Source organism: Bradyrhizobium sp. Kon37 (assembly GCF_055807535.1).
Genome location: NZ_JBVVOY010000005.1, coordinates 143292 through 162322, shown reverse-complemented (window position 1 = coordinate 162322; position 19031 = coordinate 143292). Strand labels below are relative to the sequence as shown.

21 protein-coding genes are annotated in these 19031 nt (G+C 63.9%); 7 read left to right on the top strand and 14 right to left on the bottom strand.

Going from position 1 to position 19031, the window contains the following annotated elements:
• Positions 1 to 7 precede the first annotated feature (7 nt).
• On the bottom strand, positions 8 to 745 hold the full coding sequence (locus AC0L3J_RS14305) for an SDR family NAD(P)-dependent oxidoreductase (RefSeq protein ID WP_473347410.1): 738 nt from the start codon (positions 743 to 745) through the stop codon (positions 8 to 10).
• 98 nt (positions 746 to 843) lie between these two features.
• Here AC0L3J_RS14305 and AC0L3J_RS14300 point away from each other — a divergent pair, with 98 nt between their 5' ends.
• Complete coding sequence (locus tag AC0L3J_RS14300) at positions 844 to 1623, top strand: SDR family NAD(P)-dependent oxidoreductase (protein ID WP_473347409.1); 780 nt, start codon at positions 844 to 846, stop codon at positions 1621 to 1623.
• A gap of 96 nt (positions 1624 to 1719) precedes the next feature.
• Positions 1720 to 2607, top strand: a complete 888-nt coding sequence (locus tag AC0L3J_RS14295; RefSeq protein WP_473347408.1) for a TauD/TfdA dioxygenase family protein — start codon at positions 1720 to 1722, stop codon at positions 2605 to 2607.
• 141 nt (positions 2608 to 2748) lie between these two features.
• Here the strand turns inward: AC0L3J_RS14295 and AC0L3J_RS14290 are convergent, their stop codons facing one another.
• On the bottom strand, positions 2749 to 3393 hold the full coding sequence (locus AC0L3J_RS14290; RefSeq protein WP_007605477.1) for a YqgE/AlgH family protein: 645 nt from the start codon (positions 3391 to 3393) through the stop codon (positions 2749 to 2751).
• Between the two features lie 142 nt (positions 3394 to 3535).
• On the opposite strand from AC0L3J_RS14290, the gene AC0L3J_RS14285 reads away from it, so the two are divergent.
• From AC0L3J_RS14285 to AC0L3J_RS14265, 5 genes are all read left to right on the top strand, one after another.
• Complete coding sequence (locus AC0L3J_RS14285) at positions 3536 to 4375, top strand: protein-disulfide reductase DsbD domain-containing protein (protein WP_473347407.1); 840 nt, start codon at positions 3536 to 3538, stop codon at positions 4373 to 4375.
• A 231-nt stretch (positions 4376 to 4606) separates the two neighbouring features.
• The gene (locus AC0L3J_RS14280; protein WP_473347406.1) at positions 4607 to 5974 is read left to right on the top strand and encodes a flippase; all 1368 of its coding nucleotides are present in this window, start codon (positions 4607 to 4609) and stop codon (positions 5972 to 5974) included.
• A gap of 53 nt (positions 5975 to 6027) precedes the next feature.
• Positions 6028 to 6264 carry a hypothetical protein gene (locus AC0L3J_RS14275; protein WP_473347405.1) on the top strand — a complete coding sequence of 79 codons (237 nt, stop codon included), beginning with the start codon at positions 6028 to 6030 and terminating at the stop codon, positions 6262 to 6264.
• Positions 6261 to 6575: a type II toxin-antitoxin system RelE/ParE family toxin gene (locus AC0L3J_RS14270; protein WP_473347404.1), complete on the top strand. Its 315-nt coding sequence runs from the start codon at positions 6261 to 6263 to the stop codon at positions 6573 to 6575. Before AC0L3J_RS14275 ends, AC0L3J_RS14270 begins: the two co-directional genes overlap by 4 nt.
• Before the next feature lie 225 nt (positions 6576 to 6800).
• On the top strand, positions 6801 to 7625 hold the full coding sequence (locus tag AC0L3J_RS14265; RefSeq protein WP_473347403.1) for a sulfite exporter TauE/SafE family protein: 825 nt from the start codon (positions 6801 to 6803) through the stop codon (positions 7623 to 7625).
• A gap of 132 nt (positions 7626 to 7757) precedes the next feature.
• On the opposite strand, the gene AC0L3J_RS14260 is transcribed toward AC0L3J_RS14265, so the two are convergent.
• The 12 genes from AC0L3J_RS14260 to cysG form a co-directional block, all read right to left on the bottom strand.
• A complete protein-coding gene (locus tag AC0L3J_RS14260; RefSeq protein ID WP_473347402.1) occupies positions 7758 to 8546 on the bottom strand; it encodes a 3-hydroxybutyrate dehydrogenase in 789 nt (262 codons plus the stop codon).
• Between the two features lies 1 nt (position 8547).
• Positions 8548 to 9723, bottom strand: a complete 1176-nt coding sequence (locus AC0L3J_RS14255) for a DUF3734 domain-containing protein (RefSeq protein ID WP_027570240.1) — start codon at positions 9721 to 9723, stop codon at positions 8548 to 8550.
• Positions 9724 to 9801: 78 nt separating this feature from the next.
• Positions 9802 to 10305, bottom strand: coding sequence for a CAP domain-containing protein (locus AC0L3J_RS14250; protein WP_473347401.1), 504 nt, complete (start codon positions 10303 to 10305; stop codon positions 9802 to 9804).
• Positions 10306 to 10396: 91 nt separating this feature from the next.
• Positions 10397 to 11434, bottom strand: a complete 1038-nt coding sequence (locus tag AC0L3J_RS14245; RefSeq protein WP_473347400.1) for a sulfate/molybdate ABC transporter ATP-binding protein — start codon at positions 11432 to 11434, stop codon at positions 10397 to 10399.
• Positions 11424 to 12335 (bottom strand): sulfate ABC transporter permease subunit CysW, encoded by a 912-nt coding sequence (gene cysW / locus AC0L3J_RS14240; RefSeq protein WP_473347399.1) that lies wholly within the window; start codon positions 12333 to 12335, stop codon positions 11424 to 11426. Before cysW ends, AC0L3J_RS14245 begins: the two co-directional genes overlap by 11 nt.
• A 9-nt stretch (positions 12336 to 12344) precedes the next feature.
• Positions 12345 to 13181, bottom strand: a complete 837-nt coding sequence (gene cysT / locus AC0L3J_RS14235; RefSeq protein WP_081747971.1) for a sulfate ABC transporter permease subunit CysT — start codon at positions 13179 to 13181, stop codon at positions 12345 to 12347.
• A 36-nt stretch (positions 13182 to 13217) separates the two neighbouring features.
• On the bottom strand, positions 13218 to 14219 hold the full coding sequence (locus AC0L3J_RS14230) for a sulfate ABC transporter substrate-binding protein (protein WP_247818119.1): 1002 nt from the start codon (positions 14217 to 14219) through the stop codon (positions 13218 to 13220).
• 124 nt (positions 14220 to 14343) lie between these two features.
• Positions 14344 to 15069 (bottom strand): phosphoadenylyl-sulfate reductase, encoded by a 726-nt coding sequence (locus tag AC0L3J_RS14225; protein ID WP_473347398.1) that lies wholly within the window; start codon positions 15067 to 15069, stop codon positions 14344 to 14346.
• Entirely contained in the window at positions 15066 to 15581 is a 516-nt protein-coding gene (locus tag AC0L3J_RS14220) for a DUF934 domain-containing protein (protein ID WP_018454648.1), read from the bottom strand. The genes AC0L3J_RS14225 and AC0L3J_RS14220 overlap by 4 nt, the downstream gene beginning before the upstream one ends.
• On the bottom strand, positions 15568 to 17223 hold the full coding sequence (locus AC0L3J_RS14215) for a nitrite/sulfite reductase (protein WP_473347397.1): 1656 nt from the start codon (positions 17221 to 17223) through the stop codon (positions 15568 to 15570). The genes AC0L3J_RS14220 and AC0L3J_RS14215 overlap by 14 nt, the downstream gene beginning before the upstream one ends.
• Positions 17224 to 17234: 11 nt before the next feature.
• Positions 17235 to 17552, bottom strand: a complete 318-nt coding sequence (locus tag AC0L3J_RS14210; RefSeq protein ID WP_007605455.1) for a DUF2849 domain-containing protein — start codon at positions 17550 to 17552, stop codon at positions 17235 to 17237.
• Complete coding sequence (cysG, locus tag AC0L3J_RS14205) at positions 17549 to 18973, bottom strand: siroheme synthase CysG (protein ID WP_473347396.1); 1425 nt, start codon at positions 18971 to 18973, stop codon at positions 17549 to 17551. The genes AC0L3J_RS14210 and cysG overlap by 4 nt, the downstream gene beginning before the upstream one ends.
• Between the last annotated feature and the right edge of the window lie 58 nt (positions 18974 to 19031).

Below are 19031 nucleotides of genomic sequence, written 5' to 3'. Positions count from 1 at the left end.
ATTGGACTCAGAGAATCAGCCCGCCGTCGACGACCAATGTCTGGCCGATGATGTAGGACGACAGCGGCGATGCCAGGAACAGCGCCGCGCCCGCCATGTCAGCCGGCGTGCCCAATCGCCGCAGCGGAATGCGTGAAAGTGCACCTTCGAGCCGCTTGGGATTGTCGGTCGTCACCTTCGTCATCTTGGTGTCGACCAGACCGGGCGCGATGCCGTTGACGCGGATGCCATCCTCGGCCCAGGCCTCGCCCAGTGTGCGCGTCAATCCGACCGCGCCGGTCTTCGACGCGTTGTAAGCGGGATTGCCCATGGTGGAATGATAGGCCGCGGTCGAGGACACCATGATCAGCGATCCCCGTGAGTCCCGCAGCATGGCATGAAAGCGCGTGGCGCAAGCCATCAGGCTCATCAGATTGACCTCGACCACTTGGCGAAAGCCGGCCATCTCGAACTCGCCGCGGCGATAGAGCACCGCGCCCTGCGCCAGCACCAGGATATCGAGCCGATCGAACGACGGCTTGAACGCTTCGACCGCTCCGGCATTGCCGACGTCGAGTTGCGCGTAGGAGAGACCGGTGAGATCCGAGCCCTCCTCAGCTGAATATTCCTTCGCGTGGGCACGCGTGCCGCAGACCGCGACTTGCGCGCCCCTGACGCGAAAGGCTTGCGCAATGCCGTTGCCGATGCCGCTGGATCCGCCGACGACCAGCACCTGCTTGCCTGAGAAATCGAGCTCGTTCGTCATCGCTGGCCTCCCCGATCATCTTGCTTGTTTGACCTGTCTGCGGATCGATGACAGCCTTGTCAATCACAACAAGAATAAGCAACGCACGAGGAAACACCATGTCCGATTTCAAACAGCTCAGTCGCTCCGTGAAGGGCCTGACCGTTCTCGTGACCGGCGCGGCCCGCGGCATGGGGCGTGCAACGGCCCGCGTGTTCGCCGCTGACGGCGCAAACGTTGCCGTCACCGACTATGACGAGCAGGGCGCGCTGGCCGTGGCGAAGGAGATCGCGGCAAGCGGCGGCGCCGCGAAAGCCTGGAAGCTCGACGTTGCCGATGGCGATGAGATCAAGCGCGTGGTCGGCGACGTCGCTGCGCATTTCGGCGGGCTCGACATCATCGTCAACAATGCCGGCATCTCCGTGCGCGTCGCGATCGACGACGAGGCCTATGAGGACGCCTGGGCAAGGGGTATCGCGGTGATGCTGACGGCGCATCCGCGCATCATCCGCGCCGCGCTGCCTCACTTGCGCAAGTCGAAGAGCCCGCGCATCGTCAACATCGCCTCGACCGAGGCGCTCGGCGCCACCGCATTGCACAGCCCCTATTCGGCGGCGAAGGGCGGCGTCGCCAGCCTCACCCGCTCGCTCGCGGTGGAGCTCGGCCGTGAAGGCATCACCGTCAACTGCATCTGCCCGGGGCCGGTCCGCACTGCCATCACCGACCGGATCTCGGAAGAGCACAAGACCATCTACGCCAAGCGCCGCACTGCACTGGGCCGCTACGGCGATCCCGAGGAGGTCGCGCACATGACGCTGAGCCTGTGCCTGCCGGCAGCGTCCTTCCTCACCGGCGCGGTGATCCCCGTCGACGGCGGCCTGATGGCGCGCAACGCGTGAGAGGTATGCTGCCCAAGCGTTGACATCGCCTGTTACGGGAGTAACTTTTTCCACGACAGAGCGGGACCAACCGCTCGCACGCCCGGGAGAAACGTCATGACGATCGCCATCCGGCAGCTTCACAAACATTTTGTCGGCGAGGTTTCCGGCCTCGACCTGCGGCAACCTCTCACGGAGGCCGAGGCGCGCGAGATCGAAGCCGCCATGGACAAATATGCGGTGCTGGTGTTCCACGACCAGGACATCACCGACGAACAGCAGATGGCCTTTGCGCTGAATTTCGGCCAGCGCGAGGACGCGCGCGGCGGCACTGTCACGAAGGAAAAAGACTACCGGCTCCAATCGGGCCTGAACGACGTCTCCAATCTCGGCAAGGACGGCAAGCCGCTGGCAAAGGACAGCCGCGCGCATCTGTTCAACCTTGGCAACTGTCTGTGGCATTCCGACAGCTCGTTCCGCCCCATCCCGGCAAAATTCTCGCTGCTGTCGGCCCGCGTGCTCAACCCGAAGGGCGGCAACACCGAATTCGCCGACATGCGCGCGGCCTATGACGCGCTCGACGACGAGATCAAGGCGGAGATCGACGACCTCGTCTGCGAGCACTCTCTGATGTATTCGCGGGGATCGCTCGGCTTCACCGAATACACCGACGACGAGAAAGAGATGTTCAAGCCGGTGCTGCAACGTCTCGTGCGCACCCATCCCGTGCATCGCCGCAAATCGCTCTATCTCTCATCGCATGCCGGCAAGATCGTCGACATGAGCGTCCCCGAGGGAAGGCTGCTGCTGCGCGATCTCAACGAGCACGCGACGCAAAGCGAGTTCGTCTACGTCCACAAATGGACGCTGCATGACCTCGTGATGTGGGACAATCGCCAGACCATGCACCGCGTCCGCCGCTACGACCAGTCGCAGCCCCGCGACATGCGGCGCGCGACGGTGGCAGGCACGGAGCCGACGGTGCAGCAGCAGGCGGCGGAGTAGGCGCTACTCAGCAATCGGTGTCATCGCCCGGCTTGACCGGGCGATCCAGTACTCCGAGACGTCGCTCATAGAACCGATACGCTGCAGCGTACTGGATGCCCCGCCTTCGCGGGGCATGACAGAAAGCCTACGACAGCAAGCCTACGCGTGCCCCGCCTCATTCGAGAGCATGCCGGGATCGATGCCGATCTTGCGCAGCGCGCGTCCGTATTTTTCGTCGACGTCGTCGCCGAAGATCAAATCCGAATCCGCGTCGCAATGCAGCCAGCCATTGCTCTGGATTTCGGTCTCGAGCTGGCCCGGCGCCCAGCCTGCATAGCCGAGCGCGAGGATGGCGTGCTTGGGGCCGGAGCCGTTGGCGATCGCGCGCAGGATGTCGACGGTCGCAGTGAGGCAGACGCCGTCGTCGATCCGGAGCGTCGCGTTCTCGATGTAGAAATCGCTCGAATGCAGCACGAAGCCGCGGCCGGTATCGACCGGACCGCCGCGCAGCACCTTCATGCTTTCGGCATTCTCCGGCAGCTTGATGTGCTCGCCCTTGTTGATGATGCCGAGCTGCTGCAACAGCTCCGGGAAGTCGATACTGCCGGCCGGGTGGTTGACGATGATGCCCATCGCACCTTCGGCGGAGTGGGCGCAGAGATAGATCACCGAGCGCTCGAAGCGCTCGTCGCCCATCACGGGCATGGCGATCAACAGCTGGCCATCGAGGTAGCCCGCCGAGCTCGGGAGCGCGGGGGCTGACTTGCGGGTGCTTTCGCCCGTCCTCTTGCCTGTGGGAGCCATCGGTGAAGCACTCCGGTTTCAATTCCTATCCTGATGTCGGGCCGGCCGGCTGTCAAATCAAGGCTTGCAGGGCCTCGATTCAAGTACGTCCATCACAAGCAATTCAATGGTTTGCCGCGGGGTGACCCTGTAAAGACGTACCATGCTGACAAGAGTTCCCCGGCGTGCGGCGATTGGCGTCGCGACAACCCTGCTCGCGTCGTCGCTGGCGCTTGCGGCCCATGCCGGCGACGCATCGCCGTGGCAGCGCGATGGACATTCCGCGGTGCGGTTGCTGGCGGGATCGCGCAGCGGCGCCGTCCTGCTCGGCGGTATCGCCTTCCAGATCCAGCCTGGCTGGAAAACCTATTGGCGCATGCCGGGCGATTCCGGCGTTCCGCCGCGCTTCGATTTCTCGAAATCCGACAATGTCGAGGCGGTGACGGTGATGTGGCCGGCCCCGCAGAAATTCGACGACGGCGCGGGCGGCCATTCGATCGGCTACCACGACCAGATCGTGCTGCCCCTGCGCATCATCGCCAAGGCGGCCGACAAGCCGGTGACGTTGCGCGCCGAGATCAATTATGCGGTGTGCGAAAAGCTTTGCATTCCGGTCGAGGCCCGCGCCGAGCTCGGCTTCAACAGCGTCGCCTCGACCGAGGACGCCAATCTGCGCGCAGCACTCGACACCGTGCCCAAGCCTGCCACGATCGGCGATCCCAACCCGCTCACCATCCGCGACGTCAAGCGTGACGGGCCCAAGAATGTCGTGGTCGACGTGGTCGCGCCCGATGCGCGCACCGTCAATCTGTACGTGGAAGGCCCGACGCCCGATTGGGCGTTGCCCATTCCGGCACCGGTCGAGCCCAGCCCACCGGGCGTGAAGCGATTTTCTTTCGAGCTCGACGGACTGCCGCCGGGCGCCAAGCCCGACGGCGCAGCGCTGAAGTTCACGCTGGTCGGACCGGAGAAGTCGTACGAGTTCAATACGAATTTGGAGTGAGTGGTCGTCCTGGCGAACGCCAGGACCCATTACCCCAGGGATTAGTTTGGCGAAGATTCCTTTTTTGGAACTGCTACCCAATTCCTCCTGACAGGTCACGCGGTATGGGTCCTGGCATTCGCCAGGACGACATCCTTGATCCAACCGAATCTTAACGAATGGTTGCTAATCCCATGGGCTCCTGCGGCAAGTCTGCCGCAGCACTCGTGCGCGCCTCGGAGACCCCTCGAATTGGCCGTGATGGATGCAGAACCCGCAACGACCGGACCTGCCGGCCTCATCGCGCGGCTGCGCGAAAAGTTGACGGGCGGGTCGAGCGAAGCATCGCTGACGCGGCGGCTGGCCGGCACCATCTTCGTCATCCGCGTGATCAGCGCCGGCCTTGCCTATTTCTCGCAGGTCCTGCTCGCGCGCTGGATGGGGACGTCGGATTACGGCGTCTACGTCTATGTCTGGACCTGGGTGCTGCTGCTCGGCAGCATGATGGACTTCGGCATCTCGGCCTCCGCGCAAAAGATCATTCCGGAATACCGCGCCCGTGGCGAACATGCGCTGCTGCGCGGCTTTCTCTCGGGCAGCCGCTGGCTGACCTTTGCCGTTTCCGCACTGGTGTCGCTCGGCCTCGCCGGTCTCGTCAAATTGCTGTCGCCCTGGATCGATCCGGCCGAAGAGCTGCCGCTTTATATCGGCTGCATGACGCTGCCCGCTTTCGTGGTCGCCAACACCCAGGACGGCATCGCGCGCTCGCATGACTGGATGCAGCTCGGCCTGATGCCGCAATTCATCATCCGCCAGGCGCTGATCATCGGCATCACGGCCTGCGCCTTCCTGCTCGGCTATCATCTCGGCGCGGTCGCCGCGATGGTCGCGAGCGCCGGCGCGGTGTGGATCGCGATGACCGGGCAGATGGCGGTGCTGAACCGCAAGCTCGCCGATCACATCGAGCCGGGCCCCAAGGCCTATGACGTCGGCGGCTGGCTCGCCGTCTCACTGCCGATCCTGCTGGTCGAAAGCTTCTATTTGCTGCTGTCCTACACCGACGTGCTGGTGCTTCAGCAGTTCCGTCCCTCCGACGAGGTCGGCGTCTATTTCGCCGTGGTGAAGACATTGGCGCTGGTCTCGTTCATCCACTATGCGATGTCGGCGACGACCGCGCATCGCTTCGCCGAATACAACGCTGCGGGCGACAAGGCGCGGCTATCGGCTTACGTGGCGCATGCCATCAACTGGACGTTCTGGCCGTCGCTGGCGGCGACCATCGTGCTGCTCGCGCTCGGCAAGCCGCTGCTCTGGCTGTTCGGGTCGCAATTCGTGGTCGGCTACGACATCATGTTCGTCGCCGCGATCGGCCTCGTGGTCCGTGCCGCGATCGGCCCGGTCGAACGGCTGCTCAACATGCTCGGCCAGCAGAAGATCTGCGCGCTGGCCTATGCGCTGGCCTTTGCGATGAACCTGGTGCTCTGCATCGCGCTGGTGCCGCGCTTCGGCGGCCACGGTGCTGCGGCCGCGACCTCGATCTCGCTCAGTTTCGAGACGGTGTTGCTGTTCTGGATCGTGCGACAGCGGCTCGGCCTGCACGTGCTGGCGTTCGGCCACTAACCGTCGGCTCAAGGCATTTGGAAAGCAATGCGGCACCTGATATAATAGGGGTCATGGCTGCAAGCGATCTGCGAAACCTTCTGGAACGTGCTCAGACTTGGCCCGAAGAGGCCCAGAACGAGCTCGTTGCGATTGCTAGCGAAATCGAGAGTGAGCTGCTCGGCGGCGAGTATTTGGCGACGCAAGATGAGTTGCGGAGCATCGACACGGCCTTGGCCTCCATCGATCGCGGCGAAGTCGCTACGGATGCCGAGGTTGCGGAGGCCTTCGCGAAGTTTCGACGGGGATGAAGGTCGTCTGGACGCGAGAGGCGCTTGCTGATCTCGCAGACATCGCGACCTATTATGCCAGCAATGCCAGCCCTGTGATCGCGGAAGCCGTCGGACGGAGATTTGCCGATGTCATCGAGCGCCTTCGGGGTGCGCCTTTCGCAGCGCCTCGCGTTGCGAACCGCTCCCAAATCCGCGTGGTAACGGTCGTCCGCTATCCATTCCGCATATTTTACCGCGTCAGCGACGATGTGATCCATATTGTCCATATTCGCCACACGTCACGGCGGCCGCTCGCGGGGCTGAATGAGCCCGGTAGGCAATATGCCTAGACCGTTGTCGGATCTGATTGAATCAGAACCGAAGTTCTAAATCTTTGTTTTGACGTCTCGCCGAAACGTCCGTTTCGCAAGAGAGCGATGAATTGGAGAAAACGCCTCCACTCTGCCCCCTTGCAGGAGGATTTTTCTTATTCGGTCCAACCGGTTGCGCCCAAGGGAAAGTTTATTCTACGTCGTATTGCCCAACTGACGAGATAAACCTAAGATTCCCTGGACATGATCGATCCACTCTACGTCGCCTCCGGGTTCGGCGTCGGCCTGCTGGTCGGGATGACCGGCGTCGGCGGCGGTTCGCTGATGACGCCGCTGCTGATCCTGCTGTTCGGGATTCATCCATCGACCGCCGTCGGCACCGACCTGCTCTATGCCGCCGCCACCAAGACCGGCGGCAGCGTGGTGCATGGCTGGTCGCGCAGCGTGCACTGGCCGGCGGTGCTGCGGCTCGCCTGCGGCAGCCTTCCGGCGAGCGCGCTGACGCTGCTCGTGCTGTGGAAGCTCGACCTCAACAGCGATTCCGAGCGCGGCCTGGTCAATCTGGTGTTGTGCTTCGCGCTGCTGCTGACCGCGACCTCGCTGATCTTCCGCAGATCGATCATGGAGCGCTATCGCCGGCGTTTGGAGCAGGTCGATGACCGCACCACCGCGATCGCGACAGTCGTCACCGGAATCGTGCTGGGCGTGCTGGTCTCGATTTCATCGGTCGGCGCCGGCGCGGTCGGCGTCACCGTTCTGCTGCTGCTCTATCCGCGCCTGCCGATGGCGACCATCGTCGGCTCCGACATCGCCCATGCGGTCCCGCTGACGCTGATAGCCGGAATGGGGCACTGGGCGCTTGGCGACGTGGATTGGGCGCTGATGGGCGTGCTGCTGTTGGGCTCGCTGCCCGGCATCATCGTCGGCAGCTTCAGCGCGACACGCGTGCCCGAGACGGTGCTGCGCCTGACCCTTGCCAGCGTGCTGTTCGTGGTCGCCGGCAAGATCATGTTCGCGGAGCTGCACCTATCCTCGGCGTTCGAGACGGCGCTGGCCTGGACGCACTGAACGAAAATGGCGTCGTCCGATATCATCTTGTAGGGTGGGCAAAGCGAAGCGTGCCCACCACTTTTCCTCATTCGAACAAGAATGGTGGGCACGGCGCTGACGCGCCTTTGCCCACCCTACGGCACCGCCGAACTACTCCGCGGTCCAGCCGCCGTCGATCGACAGGTTGGTGCCGGTGATCTGCGCGGCATCGTCGCCGCACAGGAACAGCGCGAGGGCCGCGACCTGCTCGGAGGTGACGAACTCCTTGGTCGGCTGCGCGTCGAGCAGCACGTCGTTGATGACCTGCTCGCGCGTGAGATTGCGGGCCTTCATGGTGTCGGGGATCTGCTTCTCCACCAGCGGCGTCCAGACATAGCCCGGGCTGATGCAGTTGCAGGTGATCTTGCTGGTCGCGACCTCGAGCGCCACGGTCTTGGTCAGGCCGGCGATGCCGTGCTTGGCCGAGACATAGGCCGACTTGAAGGGCGAGGCGACCAGCGAATGCGCGGAAGCGGTATTGATGATGCGGCCCCAGCCCTTCTTCTTCATGCCGGGAACGGCGGCGCGAATGGCATGGAAGGCCGAGGACAGGTTGATCGCGATGATCTGGTCCCATTTCTCCGGCGGGAATTCCTCGATCGGCGAGACGAACTGGATACCGGCATTGTTGACGAGGATGTCGACCGAACCAAAACTCTTCTCTCCGAGAGCGATCATTCCGGCGATTTCGACCGGCTTGGTCATGTCGGCGGGCGAATAGACCGCCTTCACGCCGAAATCGGACTCGATCTTGGCGCGCTCCTTCTCGATGTCCTCCGGCGAGCCGAACCCGTTGATGACGACATTGGCGCCGGCGGCGGCGAAGGCGCGCGCATAGGCAAGCCCGATGCCGCTGGTCGACCCGGTCACGACGGCGTTCTTGCCTGACAGACTTCCCATATTACTCGCTCCTTTTTGGCGGGGGCGCAGTGACGTCCCCCGTGAGATCGTAGGTCACCATGGTCTCGCCGGATTGCGGCCGCTCGAGCCAGTCCTTGTGGCGCATCGACAGATGCACGTCACGCACGCCGGCTTCCCAATGCTCGACCATGGCGACATGCGAGAAATCGTAATCCTTGGACGAGGATTCGTAGTTCTTGCTGCGGTAGATCAGGTGCACCACAGTCACGGTGCTTTCACGCGATACCTTGGCAAGGAATTCCACGGAAGGGTCGTTCTTGAGATAATCGGGCAATTTGGAAATCAGGTCGCGCACGGCCCTGCGGGCGTTGTGCACCTGCTTGTTCTTGTCGGTGTTCATCCGCGTACGGCTGGAGAAGCGGATGTCCTTCTCGCGCTCGGTCGCCTCGAGCAGCGAGGTCGGCAGATCGCCGCGGGCGCTGAACAGGTCGATCTGGAAGATCAGGAGGTCGCGGTCGGTCTCGGCGTCCAGCACGTAGTCAAGCGGCGTGTTGGAGGCGATGCCGCCGTCCCAATAATGCTCGCCCTCGATGACGATGGACGGAAAGCCGGGCGGCAGCGCGCCGGAGGCCATGATGTGCTCGGGACCGATTTTCTTGCCGAGCTTCCTGAACTCGAAATTGTCGAAATATTTGAAGTTGCCGGAGGTGACGCCGACCGCACCAACCGACAGCCGCGTCTTCAGATCGTTGATGCGGTCGAAATCGACCAGACGCTCCAGCGTCTTCTTCAGCGGTGCGGTGTCGTAATAGCTCTCGGCCTGCGGGCTGCCGGGCGGCCAGAGCGGCGCGGGCGGAATGCGCGGCGTGAAGAAGCCGGGTACGCCGAAGGTCGCGATCAATGCGGCGCTGGTCGAGTTGAACAGCTCGCGGCTGTGGTCGCTCTTGCCGATCGGTTTCCACGGCACCGGCGCGGAGACCATCTCCCAGAATTCCTTGAGCCGCTTGACGCGCGTTTGCCCTTCGTTGCCGGCGATGATCGCGGCGTTGACCGCGCCGATCGAGATGCCGGCGACCCAATCCGGCTCGAAGCCGGCATGGCAGAGCGACTGATAGGCGCCGGCCTGATAGGAGCCGAGCGCGCCGCCGCCCTGGAGGACCAGGACACGTTGCGCGTTCGCGGGGATTGTTGCGACTTCTGGACTATGATCGGTCATGCGGGAACAGTAGCAGATGGCGAGCGACCGTGGCGACAGTCTGCCGCGGCGTCAATGCATCCCGGGATCAAGTCTGGCTTATCGGGAGTCCGTCGAGGCCAGGATCATGGTCCAGAACACCTTGTATTTGGTGCCGGGAGCATAGCCCGCCGCGATGCCCAATTTTGTGACACCGCTCTTGAGCATGTTGGCGCGGTGCGGGGGCGAGTCGCGCCAGCCGGAAAACGCTTCCGCCAGCGTATGATAGCCGGCCGAGACGTTCTCGACCGCAACGGTCGCCGGATAACCGCCGGCGCTGAGGCGCTTGGCCAGCGGCGCGCGGACGTCATGGTCCATCTTGTTGGCCGCTGCCATGGCCTGGGACTGAGATTCGGCGAGACCCATCAGGGCAGGGTCGATCACGACAGTGCCGAGCCCGTTGTTCTGACGGTATTGCGAGATCATGATCGCTGCCGCCTGCGCATCGAGCTTGGAGCCCGGAACGGACATATCGGCATACATGGACGGCTGCTGGACCGGTGCTTCGTTGCCGGCGCAGCCGGCGAGCAGCAAAGTGATGAGTATTGCGGCCGCGGCGCGCATGAACAGGAGCCCCCAAAATCAGGGGCCGTTGTTGCATACCAACCGTGGCTGAAAGGTGAATATTGAGGAAAAATTGATCCGTTGACCCCGCTCAGGTGCCCGCAAAGATCCGGTAACGCCGAGGCTCCAGGCCGATCGTATCGCCGGCGCGCAGTTCCCTGCCGCGGGGAGCGTCGATCTCGATGGTCTCGCCGCCAGCGAGCGCCACCTCGGCTCGCTGCACGGGGCCGAAATTCCGGACATGCTGCACGGCGCCCTCGAAGGCACCGCTGCCGGGCGGACCGACCAGCATGTCGTGTCGCCGTACGAACAGTCTTGACGCGCCAGGCGCAAGGCCGTCTGCCGCGAGCTGAAGCGGTCGGTCGCCGAGCGTGATGAGACCGTCCGCGATCAGCACCGGAAGCTCGATGGATTCGCCGATGAAGCTGTGGACGAAGGCGGTCGCCGGGCTCTCATAGACGTCATCGGGCGAGCCGATCTGCTCGATCTTGCCCTTGTCCATCACCACGACGCGGTTGGCGACTTCGAGCGCCTCCTCCTGGTCATGGGTGACGAAGATCGAGGTGACGTTGATTTCGTGGTGCAGCGACCGCAGCCATTTGCGCAGCTCCTTGCGCACCTTGGCATCAAGCGCGCCGAAGGGCTCGTCGAGCAGCAGGATACGTGGCTCGATCGCGAGCGCGCGGGCCAGCGCGATGCGCTGGCGCTGGCCGCCGGAGAGCTGGCTCGGATAACGGTCGGCGAGCCAGTCGAGCTGCACGAGATCGAGCAGCTCCTTGACGCGCGCACGGATGGTCGCTTCGTCCTTGCGGATCGCGCGCGGCTGCACGCGGAGCCCGAAGGCGACGTTCTCGAATACCGTCATGTGGCGGAACAGCGCGTAGTGCTGAAATACGAATCCGACGTGCCGCTCGCGCGCCCCCTGCGCCAGCGCATCCTCGCCGTTGAAAGACACCTCACCGGAATCGGGCCAATCGAGGCCGGCGATGATGCGCAGCAGCGTTGTCTTGCCGGAGCCGGACGGACCGAGCAGCGCCAGCAGCTCGCCGTCATTGACCTTGAGGTCGACGCCGTCGAGGGCTTTGAAGCTGCCGAACTTCTTGACGAGATTCCTGACTTCAATGCTCACTTGCGTCGTGTCCTTCGTCGAGGTGATTTTCCAGAACGGTCTTGGCGATCAGCGTGATCAACGCCAGCATCGCGAGCAGCGAGGCGATCGCGAACGCCGCGACGAACTGGTATTCGTTGTAGAGAATCTCGACCAGCAGCGGCATCGTGTTGGTCTCACCGCGGATATGGCCGGAGACCACGGAGACTGCGCCGAACTCACCCATCGCGCGCGCGTTGCAGAGCAGGACGCCGTAGAGCACGCCCCATTTGATGTTGGGCAGCGTGACGCGGAAGAAGGTCTGCAGGCCCGACGCGCCGAGCGAGATCGCGGCCTCCTCCTCCTGCGTGCCCTGCTCCTGCATCAGCGGGATCAACGCCCGCGCCACGAAGGGGAAGGTCACGAAGGTGGTCGCAAGCGCGATGCCGGGCACCGCGAACAGGATCTGGATGTCATGATCGCGCAGCCAGCCGCCGAAATAGCCCTGAGCGCCGAACAGCAGCACGAAGACGAGGCCCGAGATGACGGGGCTGACCGAGAATGGCAAATCGATCAGCGTGATCAGGAAGGTCTTGCCTGAGAATTCGAACTTTGCAATCGCCCAGGCAGCGACCAGGCCGAAGACAAGATTGAGGCCGACGGAAATTGCCGCAACCAACAGCGTCAACTTGATTGCGGACAGCGCCTCCGGGTCGGTCAGCGCGGCGAGATAAGCGAGGATTCCCTTCGAGAAGGCCTGCGCGAACACCACGACCAGCGGCAGCACGACGAAGACAGAGAGAAAGGTCAATGCCAGCGCGATGATGACGATGCGGACCGCGCGCGGTTCGGTGCGCAGATTGTTCCGCGCGGCCGCCGCATGCGCGCGTGCCTTGGCGTCGGGGGCCGAGAGTGGGACGGAATCTGCGATCTGCATCGTCATGATCCGCCCTCAGCGTGCCGGGATCCGGCTCTGCGCCCAGCGCTGGAGCCGGTTGACGGCGAAGATAATGACGAAGGACACGACGAGCATGACCACTGCGATGGCGGTCGCGTCGGCATAGCGGAATTCGGAGAGGCGGATCACGATCAGCAGCGGTGCGATCTCGGAGACGTTCGGCAGATTGCCGGCGATGAAGATCACCGAGCCGTATTCGCCGACTGCGCGCGCGAAGGCGAGCGCGAGCCCCGTGAGCAGCGCCGGGCCGAGCGAGGGCAGGATCACGCGGATGATGGTCTGCCAGCGGCTCGCGCCAAGACTGCCCGCGGCCTCCTCGATCTCGGGGTCGAGGTCCTGGAGCACCGGTTGCACCGTGCGCACCACGAAGGGGATGCCGATGAAGATCATGGCGACGAAGATGCCGACCGGTGTGAACGCCACCTTGATGCCGGCCGCCGCGAGCGGCGCGCCGAGCCAGCCCTTCTCGGCGAACAATGCGGTCAGCGCGACGCCGGCAACCGCCGTCGGCAGCGCAAAGGGCACGTCGACGATGGCGTCGAACAGCCGCCGTCCCGGGAAGCGGTAGCGCACCAGCGCCCAGACGATGATGCTGCCCATCACGAGATTGACGCAGGCGGCCGCAAAGGCGAGTCCAAAGGAGACGCGCAACGCATTCAGGGTGCGGCGGCTGGAGAGGATGTTCCAGAACTGCTCGGGGCTCAGCTCAAGCGATTTCAGGAACAGGCCGGCGAGCGGAATCAGGATGATGATCGACAGCCAGGACAGCGTCAGCCCCATGGTGAGACCGAAGCCCGGCAATGTCCGGCGTCGTGCTGCGATTGCGCTCACCAGGCCCCCTGTTTAAGCCCCGCCGACAGCGCCCGATCAGTTCTTGTAGATCTGATCGAAGACGCCGCCGTCGGCAAAATGTTCCTTCTGCGCCTTGGTCCAGCCGCCGAAAAGTTCGTCGATCGTGAACAGCTCGACCTTCGCGAAGGAGTTTTCATGTTTTTTGGCGATCTCAGGATCGCGCGGACGATAGAAGTTGCGCGCCGCGATTTCCTGACCTTCCTTGGTATACCAATATTGCAGGTAGGCGTCGGCGGCGTTGCGGGTGCCTTTTTTATCGGCAACCTTGTCGACGATCGTGACCGGCGGTTCTGCCAGGATCGAGAGCGGCGGCGCCACGATCTCGAATTTCTCCGGACCGAATTCCTTGAGCGCCAGGTACGCCTCGTTCTCCCAGGCGAGCAGCACGTCGCCAACGCCGCGCTCGACAAATGTCACGGTCGCGCCGCGCGCACCGGTATCGAGCACCGGCACCTGCTGATAGAGCTTTCCGATGAAATCCTTGGCTTTGTCCGCCGAGCCGTATTTCTTCTGCGCAAAGCCCCAGGCCGCCAGATAATTCCAGCGCGCGCCGCCTGACGTCTTCGGATTCGGCGTGATCACGGCGACGCCCGGCTTGAGCAGATCGTCCCAGTCCTTGATGCCCTTCGGATTGCCCTTGCGGACCAGAAACACGATGGTCGAGGTGTAGGGCGACGAATTCTGCGGCAACCGCTTCTGCCAGTCAGCCGTCGTGAGGCCTTTGCCCGCGATGGCGTCGATGTCGTAGGCGAGCGCAAGCGTCACCACGTCGGCCTGCAATCCGTCGATCACGGCGCGCGCCTGCGAACCGCTGCCGCCATGCGACTGCTTGATCTCGACGCTTTTGCCGGTTTCCTTCTGATAGGCATTCGCGAACGCCTTGTTGAACTCGACATAGAGCTCACGCGTCGGATCATAGGATACGTTCAGCAGATTGATGTCAGCGGCGAGAGCCGAGCTTGCCAACAAGCCTGTCACGAGCAGTCCTGCAGCGAGCGGAACGATACGGCGCATCATGTCCATCTCCATTCACTTCGATGACATCGGTGTCAGCGAAGACGTGCGGGCATAACTCGGGTCGAAACGCGCTTAAGTCAACGGAACCGGATTTTCTTGTTCGTAGCAGGGCAGCGTAACTTTGCTACGAAGTCTTCATCGTGTGGATGCCGCATTCCGTCTTGGCCCGGCCGCGCCAGCGACCGGCACGCTCATCCTCGCCCTCAGTCGTTCTGCTCGTGCAAGGCATACACCCAACCGACAGGAATCCCGACGCAACCAGCGGATGACGCGGCAATTTGGCGCGGGCGAAAATGGCCTCGAGTTCCTCGCGCGAAACATTGGCGAAGGGATTGAACTTCAACCGCGCACCGTCGTCCTCGACCACCGGAATGTCAGCGCGGGTACTGCCCTGGAAGCGCTTGCGGCCATTGAGCCACGCATCGAACGGTTTCAGCGCCCGCGCCAACGGCTCGACCTTGCGGATACGGCAGCAGGCGTCGGGATCGGAGAACCAGAGGTCGCGGTCGGGATCATCGCGCGACAGCGTCTCCTCGGCGGGTTTGATCGAGCGGACGTCCTTCAGGCCCAGCGTCGCGATCAGCGTGTCGCGATAGGCCAGCGTCTCCTCGAACAGCCAGCCGGTGTCGAGGAAGATCACCGGGATCGCCGGATCGACGTCGGCCATGACCTTCAGCAGCGTCGCCGATTCCGTGCCGAAGGACGACACCAGCGCAAGCTTGTCGCGTCCGACCGTCTTCAGCGCAGCGGCGATGATTTCGGCGGGCGAGGCATCGCGCAAAGCGCGATCGAGCTCCTCCGCCGAGGGCAGCGCCGAGACGGAGATTGACGGAGAGGCGATTGCGTTCACGTGCCGACACCCTCGGAATGACGCAGTTGCATGCGCCGGTGCAGCGCCGTGATGCGGCCGTCACCGGTGGGCTGGTAGAATACCGAGTAGCGCTTCGCGGTCTGCATGAAAGCTTCCGCGTCGGCCTGCTTCTTGACGTCGAAGGAATCGAAGCCAGCGCGCAGCATGAACACGAACTGGTCCCGCAGGATCTGACCCGTCGCACGCAATTCGCCGCGGTAATTGTAGCGCTCGCGCAGCAGCCGCGCCTGGCTGTAGGCGCGCCCGTCGCGGAAGGTCGGGAACACCAGCGCGACGACGGCGATCTTGCCGAGATAGGGCACCAGCTCGGCGATGTCGCGATTGTTCGGCCAGATCACACCGACCTTGCCGGTCCGCTTGAGCAGCGCATCCGCCTCGCCGACGAAGCGTTCGGCCGGCACCAGGATGTCGCCGCCCTCGGGCAGCGGCGTGTCGACGGCGAGCTTGACGAAGCTGTCGTCGGCGATCTTTCCGCCGTTAACGAGTGGCATAAACGCGCTCCTTGAAGGGTTCGACGCCAAGGCGCTTCACCGTGTCCATGAACAGCTCTTCGGGCCGCTCGCGCAGCGCCAGATAGGCTTCCACGATGTCCTCGACGACATCGGCGACCTCGTCGAACTTGACGCCGGGGCCGATCAGATTGCCGAGTGCGGCACTCTCGTCGGCGCGCCCGCCGATGGTGATCTGGTAGACCTCCTCGCCGTTCTTCTCGACGCCGAGAATGCCGATGTGACCGACATGGTGATGGCCGCAGGCGTTGATGCAGCCGGAGATGTTGATGTGCAACCGGCCGATCAGATTGGCCAGCTCGTGATTGGCGAAGCGCCGTGTCAGTTCCTGCGCGATCGGGATCGAGCGCGCATTGGCCAGCGAGCAATAGTCGAGACCCGGGCAGGCGATGATGTCGGTGATCAGATTGACGTTCGGCGTCGCCAAGCCGAGCTTGTCGAGCGCCTTCCACAGCGCCGGCAGGTCGCGCTTGGCGACGTGCGGCAAAGCGAGGTTCTGCTCGTGGCCGACGCGGATCTCACCGAACGAATATTTGTCGGCGAGGTCGGCGAGCGCATCCATCTGCTCGGCGGTGGCATCGCCTGGAGGCGCGCCGATCGGCTTCAGCGAGATCGTGACGATGGAATAGCCCTGGACTTTGTGCGGAGCGACCGAGTTCTTGCGCCATGCCTCGAAATCCGGATCGGCCGCGGCCTGGCGCAGCTCGTCCGGCATGTGCGGCAGCTTCTCGTAGGCGGGATAGGTAAAGCGCGAGCGGATGTCCTCGACCACCTCGTCGTCGATCTGGAGCGAGGAGTTGCGGATGTGCTGCCACTCCTCCTCGACCTCGCGCGAGAACTTCTCGATGCCGAGCTCGTGCACCAGGATCTTGATGCGCGCCTTGTAGATGTTGTCGCGGCGGCCGTACTGGTTGTAGACGCGCAGGATCGCCTCGATATAGCTGAGAATGTCGCGGCCATGCACGAAGTGCTTGATGGTCTTGCCGATGAACGGCGTGCGCCCAAGCCCGCCGCCGACCAGAACCTCGAAGCCGGTCTCGCCCTTCTCGTTCTTGATCAGGCGCAGGCCGATATCGTGGATCTTGATCGCGGCACGGTCGTGGTCCGACGCGGTGATCGCGATCTTGAACTTGCGCGGCAGGAACGAGAATTCCGGATGCAGCGTGGTGTGCTGGCGGATCAGCTCCGACCAGATGCGGGGATCCTCGATCTCGCCGGGCGCGACGCCGGCCCACTGGTCCGAGGTGACGTTGCGCATATTGTTGCCGGAGGTCTGCATCGCATGGATGCCGACCTCGGCGAGATCGGCCAGCGCATCCGGCAGCTCGGCGAGCTTGATCCAGTTGAACTGGATGTTCTGCCGCGTGGTGAAATGGCCGTAGCCGCGATCGTATTTGCGCGCGACGTGGGCGAGCGCCCGCAGCTGGTTCGACGCCAGCGTCCCGTAGGGGATCGCGACCCGGAACATGTAGGCGTGCAGTTGCAGATAGACGCCGTTCTGGAGCCGCAGGATCTTGAACTCGTCCTCGGTGAGCTCGCCGGAGAGGCGGCGCTTCACCTGGTCGCGGAATTCCGAGACGCGCTCGTTGACGAGCGTGCGGTCGATTTCATCGTAAGCGTACATGAGAGATTGCCTTAAACCTGGACCGGCTGTCCGATGGTCACGCCGGTGCGGCGGATCTGTTCGCGCAGATTGCCGGGTTCGATCTTGCCGTCGGCGCCGACCTGTACCGGGGCGATATAGGGACCGATCGCGCCCACGTCATCGGCCACGGACTCCGCAAGCAACGCTTTCGCCTCATCGGAGTTGCGCACGATCGCGGCTTCCGACAGGTCCGCGGACCAGCTCTTGGCGGCGGTGCGGTAAACCACGATGCCGTCCCAGGTGCGGTTGGCGGTCACGACCGAGGGGCCGGCGATTTTGATCTTCTTCTGTTCAAGCGGGGAGGTCATTCGGCTGCATCCAATAGGTCAGAGATGATTTGCTTTGGGGTTTGGCGGCGAAGCGAGCCGGCATGCCGGACCACATCGCCGATGATGAGAATGGCAGGGCCACCGTTGGTCCGCCGCACCAGCTCGGGCAGGTCGCGCAGCGTGCCGATCGCGCCTTGCGCATCGGGGCGCGTGACGCGGGCGAACACGCCGACCGGCGTCTCCGGCGAACGGCCGGCGGCCAAGAGGCCGGCGCGTACGGCCGGCGCAGCCGTCATGCCCATATAGACCACGACGGTCATCCTGGCGTCGGTCAGCGTCGACCAGTCCACGACTTCCGCGTCGCGCGCCTTGTGCGCGGTGAGGAAGGTGATGCGGGTTGCTTCATGACGGTAGGTCAGCGGCACCTCGAAATCGGCGGCGCCGCCGAGGCCTGCAGTGATGCCGGGAATGATCGAATAGGCAACGCCGGCAGCACGCAGCGCTTCGACCTCTTCGCCGCCACGGCCGAACACGAAGGGATCGCCGCCCTTCAGCCGCACCACACGCTGGCCGGATTGCGCGGCCTCGATCATGCGCTTGTTGATGGCGTCCTGCCCGATGCCGGGCTTGCCGACGCGGCGGCCGACCGGCACGCGCGTGGTGTCACGGCGGATGCGGTCGAGAATTTCAGGCGAGACCAGCTCGTCGTGGAAGACGATATCGGCATCCTGGAGCGCGCGCAGCGCCTTGATGGTGAGCAGATCCGGATCCCCCGGACCGGCGCCGACCAGCGCAACGGAGCCTTCCGGTTGGTCGGCCCGGGCGAAGGCGGATGGATCGGAAATCGCCTTGAGCGCTGCGTCCGCCTCGCCTTTGCGGCCGGCCAGAATGGCAGCGCCAATCGGGCCGTCGATGACGCGCTCCCAGAAGCGGCGACGCAGCGGAAACTCGGCAATGCGTTCGTTGATGGATTTGCGGAAGCTGCCGATGAACTCGGCGAGTTCGCCGATCCGCGCCGGCAGCAGCGCCTCGATCTGCTCGCGCACGCGCCGCGCCACCACCGGCGACGTGCCGCCAGTGCCGACGGCGACCACGACATCGCCGCGATCCACGATGGCCGGAAAGATGAAGCTCGAATGCTCCAGATCGTCCATGACGTTGACGGGCAGGCCGAGCGCCTTGGCGCGGGCCGACATCGCCACGCCGACATCGCCGGCGCCGGCGCAAACGACAGCGATGACGCCAGAGAGATCTGCTGTCAGCGGATCGGCGGCCGCGATGTCGATACGCGCCGCATCCCCGGAGCTCAGACTCAGGTCCTGATTGCCGTCGATCGCATGCACGCGAATGCGCGCACCGGCCGCAGTGAGCACGCGCAGCTTGGCGCGCAGAAGCTCACCCGCGCCGATGAGAACCACCGGACCGGCCGTGAGATCGAGGAACACCGGCAAGAACCGCATACGATACTCGCTCCCCCCAGATCCGGGGTTGACTGGAATTATTTTCTATATATGTGTC

Bases quoted from the DNA above. Each gene is read 5' to 3' on its own strand.
- AC0L3J_RS14275 (WP_473347405.1), top strand. From the start codon at position 6,028: ATGGCTGCAAGCGATCTGCGAAACCTTCTGGAACGTGCTCAGACTTGG.
- AC0L3J_RS14285 (WP_473347407.1), top strand. From the start codon at position 3,536: ATGCTGACAAGAGTTCCCCGGCGTGCGGCGATTGGCGTCGCGACAACC.
- AC0L3J_RS14215 (WP_473347397.1), bottom strand. From the start codon at position 17,223: ATGTACGCTTACGATGAAATCGACCGCACGCTCGTCAACGAGCGCGTC.
- cysW (WP_473347399.1), bottom strand. From the start codon at position 12,335: ATGACGATGCAGATCGCAGATTCCGTCCCACTCTCGGCCCCCGACGCC.
- cysG (WP_473347396.1), bottom strand. From the start codon at position 18,973: ATGCGGTTCTTGCCGGTGTTCCTCGATCTCACGGCCGGTCCGGTGGTT.
- AC0L3J_RS14305 (WP_473347410.1), bottom strand. From the start codon at position 745: ATGACGAACGAGCTCGATTTCTCAGGCAAGCAGGTGCTGGTCGTCGGC.
- AC0L3J_RS14255 (WP_027570240.1), bottom strand. From the start codon at position 9,723: ATGACCGATCATAGTCCAGAAGTCGCAACAATCCCCGCGAACGCGCAA.
- AC0L3J_RS14260 (WP_473347402.1), bottom strand. From the start codon at position 8,546: ATGGGAAGTCTGTCAGGCAAGAACGCCGTCGTGACCGGGTCGACCAGC.
- AC0L3J_RS14290 (WP_007605477.1), bottom strand. From the start codon at position 3,393: ATGGCTCCCACAGGCAAGAGGACGGGCGAAAGCACCCGCAAGTCAGCC.
- AC0L3J_RS14210 (WP_007605455.1), bottom strand. From the start codon at position 17,552: ATGACCTCCCCGCTTGAACAGAAGAAGATCAAAATCGCCGGCCCCTCG.
- AC0L3J_RS14270 (WP_473347404.1), top strand. From the start codon at position 6,261: ATGAAGGTCGTCTGGACGCGAGAGGCGCTTGCTGATCTCGCAGACATC.
- AC0L3J_RS14250 (WP_473347401.1), bottom strand. From the start codon at position 10,305: ATGCGCGCCGCGGCCGCAATACTCATCACTTTGCTGCTCGCCGGCTGC.
- AC0L3J_RS14220 (WP_018454648.1), bottom strand. From the start codon at position 15,581: ATGCCACTCGTTAACGGCGGAAAGATCGCCGACGACAGCTTCGTCAAG.
- AC0L3J_RS14265 (WP_473347403.1), top strand. From the start codon at position 6,801: ATGATCGATCCACTCTACGTCGCCTCCGGGTTCGGCGTCGGCCTGCTG.
- AC0L3J_RS14230 (WP_247818119.1), bottom strand. From the start codon at position 14,219: ATGATGCGCCGTATCGTTCCGCTCGCTGCAGGACTGCTCGTGACAGGC.
- AC0L3J_RS14295 (WP_473347408.1), top strand. From the start codon at position 1,720: ATGACGATCGCCATCCGGCAGCTTCACAAACATTTTGTCGGCGAGGTT.
- AC0L3J_RS14300 (WP_473347409.1), top strand. From the start codon at position 844: ATGTCCGATTTCAAACAGCTCAGTCGCTCCGTGAAGGGCCTGACCGTT.